A 4235-nucleotide genomic window follows, 5' to 3' on the forward strand; every position below is an offset into this window, starting at 1 on the left:
CGGTGCGCCCCAGCCGGGGTTCAGCGGGTGATGCGGGCCCGGACGGTGCGGCGGAAGCGGGTGGCCCGGTAGGTAATGCGCTGGAGCCGGGCGCGCCATCCGAAGGTGCGGACGTAGACGCGGGCGCGGTCGCGCAGTCGCATGTCCGTCCAGGGGAGGTAACCGAGGCAGGCGAGGTTGAGGATGATGGCGTTGGCGACGCGCTGGGGGGACGCGTCGGCGGGGGCGAGCACTCCGGGCTGCAAGCACCAGCCGTCCATGTCGGTGGAGTCGAGCGCGGCCCACTTCCAGCCCTCGGCCCACTTCATGACCACGTCGTCGTCACCGACGCGCAGTCCGTACCCCCGGCAGTGCACGAGGCCGGCGTGCGCATCGAGGTAGCCCGCGCGGATGAGCAGCGCTTCGACGGTGCGGAGGAACGCCCGCTCGTCGGTGTGGTCGCCGTGGAAGGCGCGCGCCGTGCGCTCCCCCTCGGACCAGCCGGACCCGTCGGTGTCGCGGTAGTCGCTGGTGAGCGCCAGGTCGAGAACCTTGGCGGCGGCGGAGCCGTACACGTCGTCCGCGTCGGGGACGGCCACGGTCCACACGGTGGCGGGAAGGACTTCGTCGGCGGCGGGGGCGTTGGCGTAGAGGTCCACGCCGCTCACGCGGCCGTCGGGGAGCTGGGCGACCGCGATGAACACGCGGGCCGGGGCGATGTAGTCGACCTCTTCGCTCTCGGTCGCTTCGTCGCTGGGCTTGGCCAGGGTGACGGACATGGGTGTCCCCTTCGGGTTGGGTTCGGAGCGTTGGTGTCGGTGCGGCTCGCTCGTGCCGACCAACAAGAAGAACTGTACACCACGTCCGGCGATGCGCAACCCCCCACTTCGCAACCCCTCTATAGGGAGTGAGCTGGAACGGGCCCGCTCAACTCATGGCGGACAGGGTGTACACACATGGTGTGTGGTCGTGTAGAGTGGTGCTTGCACCGAACGGCAGTGACGGACGAGCGACCGTCACGCCGAACGCTCCGGATCAAAGGGGACCTCTGTGTCTGCTACCGCCCGCCGCACCCGCCGCCGCGCACTGGCCACCGAACTGCGCACCCGCCGCCGGGAGAACCGCGCCCACCGCGACGCCACCACCCGCGTGAAGGTGAGCGACTTCCTGATCAGCGTCGGGATGCCGGAAGACGACGTTGACCGGTACGGCTCGTGGGCGGGACGGAAGATCGTCAGCGAGTACCGGGCCGCGCACTTCGGCCACGAGCCGCGCAAGACCCGCAAGCGCACCAAGCCGTGCAAGGGCTACCCCAACGGCCGCTGGATCAAGGTGAACGTCTACCGGGCCGACGACCCCGCGCTCATCGCCGGGGCGCGCAAGTACAACCGCACCGCCCCGTACGTCACCGAGTACGCCCCCGCCGCGTAGCTCACCGCTCCGCCCCTCAGCCGGCCGGGCGCCCGGCACTCCCCCCTCACCGGCCGCCCGGCCCCCTCACCGCTCACCCCGCTACGCCCCGACTGGAGATCAGCCATGCCCGCGATCGACCGCGCCCCCGAACTGTCCGAACTCGTGACCGTCATCGTCTGTGCCGAGTGCTGCACGAACCACTTCGCCGTGGGGGCGGACGGGCGCTTTCACTGCCCGTGCGGCAGCGTCATCACCCCGCGCGACCTGGTGTTGGACCCGGATGAGCGCTGGTGTATCACCCCCGCCGGTCTGCTGGCCTACGTCACGGCGCCCGTGGTGGCGCTGAACCGGTACCGCGAGGCACGGGCCGTGATGGAGGACCCGACCTTGTGGGGGTGGGAGAAGGCGGCGCACGCCGAGTACCGCCGGGCGCTCGCCGAGCTGGACGCCGCGCGCGCTATGGGCCTGCCGCTCCCGGAGAACGCCCCCGTGGAGATCGGGCGCGTCTACATCGCTGCCGTGATCAACCCGGACGGCACGTACGGCGGGGGCAACGCTCACTCGCTGGGCTGGCCCTGCACGGTGTGCGCGCCCCGGGCCACCGACCCGAGTCGGCAGGAGTCGCACCCCTGCCGGAACCCGCGCGGCCACGCGTGGAGCACGGTCAACGGCTGGACGCGGCACGGCGACCGCCGCCGCACCCACACGTACGAGGTGCTGTCCCCCGCCGCGCCGGACCTGCCCACGGCGCGCGAGCGGGCCGCCGAGATCCTGACCCGCCGCACGGCCGCCGCCGTCCCTGCGTAGTCCCTGCTGCTCCCCGGGGCGCGGCACCCCCGCCGCGCCCCGCCCTTCCCCTGATCGGAGAACCCGTCATGACCCGCGCCCGCCGCACCGTTGAGCAGATCAGCGCCGCCGCCATCCTCGCCGGGCTGCTCGCCCTGGTGCTGCTCGCCGCCGCCGCCGTTGTCGGGGCCGCGCGCTCCGCCCCGTCCGGCCCGACCCGTCAGCCGGCCACGGTCACGGTCGTCGCCGACGACGACCAGGAGGACACCGTGGCCGCGTACAACGCCGGTTGGGAGGCAGGCGTGGCCGCGCTGGGCGACAGGCGTACGCCGACGTACCCGGACGCCGTGGGCGACGGGAGCGACCCGGGCACCGTGGCGTGGGCCGACGGGTGGGTGGACGGGCAGGCTGACGCGCTCGGCGACGACAACCGCGACGGCACCGTGGACGAGGACGAGTCGGGGTGGGACTGCCGCACGATGGGCAACCGTGTCTGCGGGCCGGCTGCGGGACACCCGGGCGACGTGGGCGCCGTACGGTCCCGCTCCTGACGCTGCGCCCCGGTAGGGACTCGCCCGGGGTCCCTACCGAACACAGGCGGACATGGTGTACAGTTTTCCTTGTTGGACGGCACGAGCGAGCCGCACCAACAAACGCTCCGAACCAACCCGAAGGGGACACCCATGTGCGTCACCGACGTCACGTTCTACCCGCTGATCGTTGCCGACCGGCCCGACAACGGCGTCTACGAGATGCCGCCCGCCGGTACCGACATGAGCCAACTGCGCATCATCCCCAACCTGGAGGTGCGCCCCGGTGACCTGGTGCTCGGCGCGTACGACGGCGCGCCCGACCCCGCGCGGCTGCGCTGGGCCATGCAGAGCTGCGCCGCCTTCCCCGCGCTCCCGGTGAGCACCGGCGGGTACACCGCCCTGGAAGGCGAATCCCTCGTGTGGCCCTCGAACGGCGTCGCGCTGGTCATCCCCCGCGAGCACGTTCCCGCCGGGGTGTACGGGCGCCACACGGCCGAGTACCGCCCCGGGGACCGGGTGGTGCGCAGCTTCATCCACATGCCCGAGGACTCCGACCACCGGCACGGCACCGAACCCCGCGCCGTGATCCAGCGCGGCACCGTCACCGCCGTGGAAGACGACGCCCTGACGATCGCGTGGGCCGGACGCTGGCCGGTCGTCACCGACCCCGTGATGCGGCTGGCCGCGCCGGACGAGATCGAGCGCGAGCGCGGCGTGTACGGCTTTGCCGTCGGCGACACCGTCCAGTCCCACTACGGCGCCGCGGGCGTGGTGCTGGAGCTGTGGCTCCACTGGTACAGCGGCGCGCCGATGGCGTTCGTCCACTGGGACGGCGATCGGCGCACGGCGCAGATGACGTTCGGTCTCTCGCACGACGTGCCCGCCGCCGCCTGACGGCCCCACAGCCGGCCCGGGGCGCGCCCTCCCGCGCCCCGGGCCCCAACCCCGCTTCCCTCTCGCCAGAAAGGCGCCCACCGCCGTGACCGGATACGCCCCCGCCACCGTCGAAACCGTCTCCGTCCCCCTGCCGGGCGTCACCGTGCGCCGTCCGCTCAAGCGCGGCGACGGCTACCGCCTGGAGCTGGGCCGGTTCGTCGCCCGGGGCTCCACCCTGGCCGCCGCCCGCGCCGACCTGGCCCGTCAGCTCGGCATCACCGCCGAGTCCGTGAACTCCGAGCCCGGGTTCGCGCGGGCCGACGACAACGGTGACCTCCTGGTCGTGCTCGACCGCCCTTGGGGACTCGACTCGCACCTGATCACCGACGCGGGCCACCGGCTCATCGGCACCAGCAACCGCGACCGCACGACCGCCGAGGAAGCCGCCGCCAACCGGGGCTTCACCGCCATCCCGCCCCGCCGCTAACCCTCAGCCGGCCCGGGGCACGACCGCCCCGGGCCGCCGACCCCAGAACGGAACGCCCGTGCGCATCCCCCGCTTTCACCCCCTGTCCGACATGCCGATGTTCGAGTCGCAGCGCAAGCTGCGACTCGAACATCGGCATGTCGGACAGGGGGTGAAAGCGG

General features: G+C 73.0%; 6 protein-coding genes. 5 read left to right on the forward strand and 1 reads right to left on the reverse strand.

The window, feature by feature from the left end; genetic code table 11:
- Positions 1–20: 20 nt before the first annotated feature.
- On the reverse strand, positions 21–758 hold the full coding sequence (locus C6N75_RS15260) for a hypothetical protein (protein WP_105869451.1): 738 nt from the start codon (positions 756–758) through the stop codon (positions 21–23).
- 271 nt (positions 759–1029) lie between these two features.
- Between C6N75_RS15260 and C6N75_RS15265 the strand changes: the two genes are divergently transcribed.
- The 5 genes from C6N75_RS15265 to C6N75_RS15285 all read left to right on the forward strand — a co-directional run bounded on the left by C6N75_RS15265 (position 1030) and on the right by C6N75_RS15285 (position 4074).
- The gene (locus C6N75_RS15265; protein WP_105869452.1) at positions 1030–1410 is read left to right on the forward strand and encodes a hypothetical protein; all 381 of its coding nucleotides are present in this window, start codon (positions 1030–1032) and stop codon (positions 1408–1410) included.
- A gap of 105 nt (positions 1411–1515) precedes the next feature.
- Entirely contained in the window at positions 1516–2199 is a 684-nt protein-coding gene (locus C6N75_RS15270) for a hypothetical protein (protein ID WP_105869453.1), read from the forward strand.
- 68 nt (positions 2200–2267) lie between these two features.
- Positions 2268–2729, forward strand: coding sequence for a hypothetical protein (locus C6N75_RS15275; RefSeq protein WP_105869454.1), 462 nt, complete (start codon positions 2268–2270; stop codon positions 2727–2729).
- A 132-nt stretch (positions 2730–2861) separates the two neighbouring features.
- Positions 2862–3605, forward strand: coding sequence for a hypothetical protein (locus tag C6N75_RS15280; protein ID WP_105869455.1), 744 nt, complete (start codon positions 2862–2864; stop codon positions 3603–3605).
- An 85-nt stretch (positions 3606–3690) separates the two neighbouring features.
- Positions 3691–4074 (forward strand): hypothetical protein, encoded by a 384-nt coding sequence (locus tag C6N75_RS15285; protein ID WP_105869456.1) that lies wholly within the window; start codon positions 3691–3693, stop codon positions 4072–4074.
- Positions 4075–4235: the final 161 nt, after the last annotated feature.

Source organism: Streptomyces solincola, assembly GCF_002982015.1.
In the GTDB taxonomy this organism is placed as follows: Bacteria; Actinomycetota; Actinomycetes; order Streptomycetales; family Streptomycetaceae; genus Streptomyces; species Streptomyces solincola.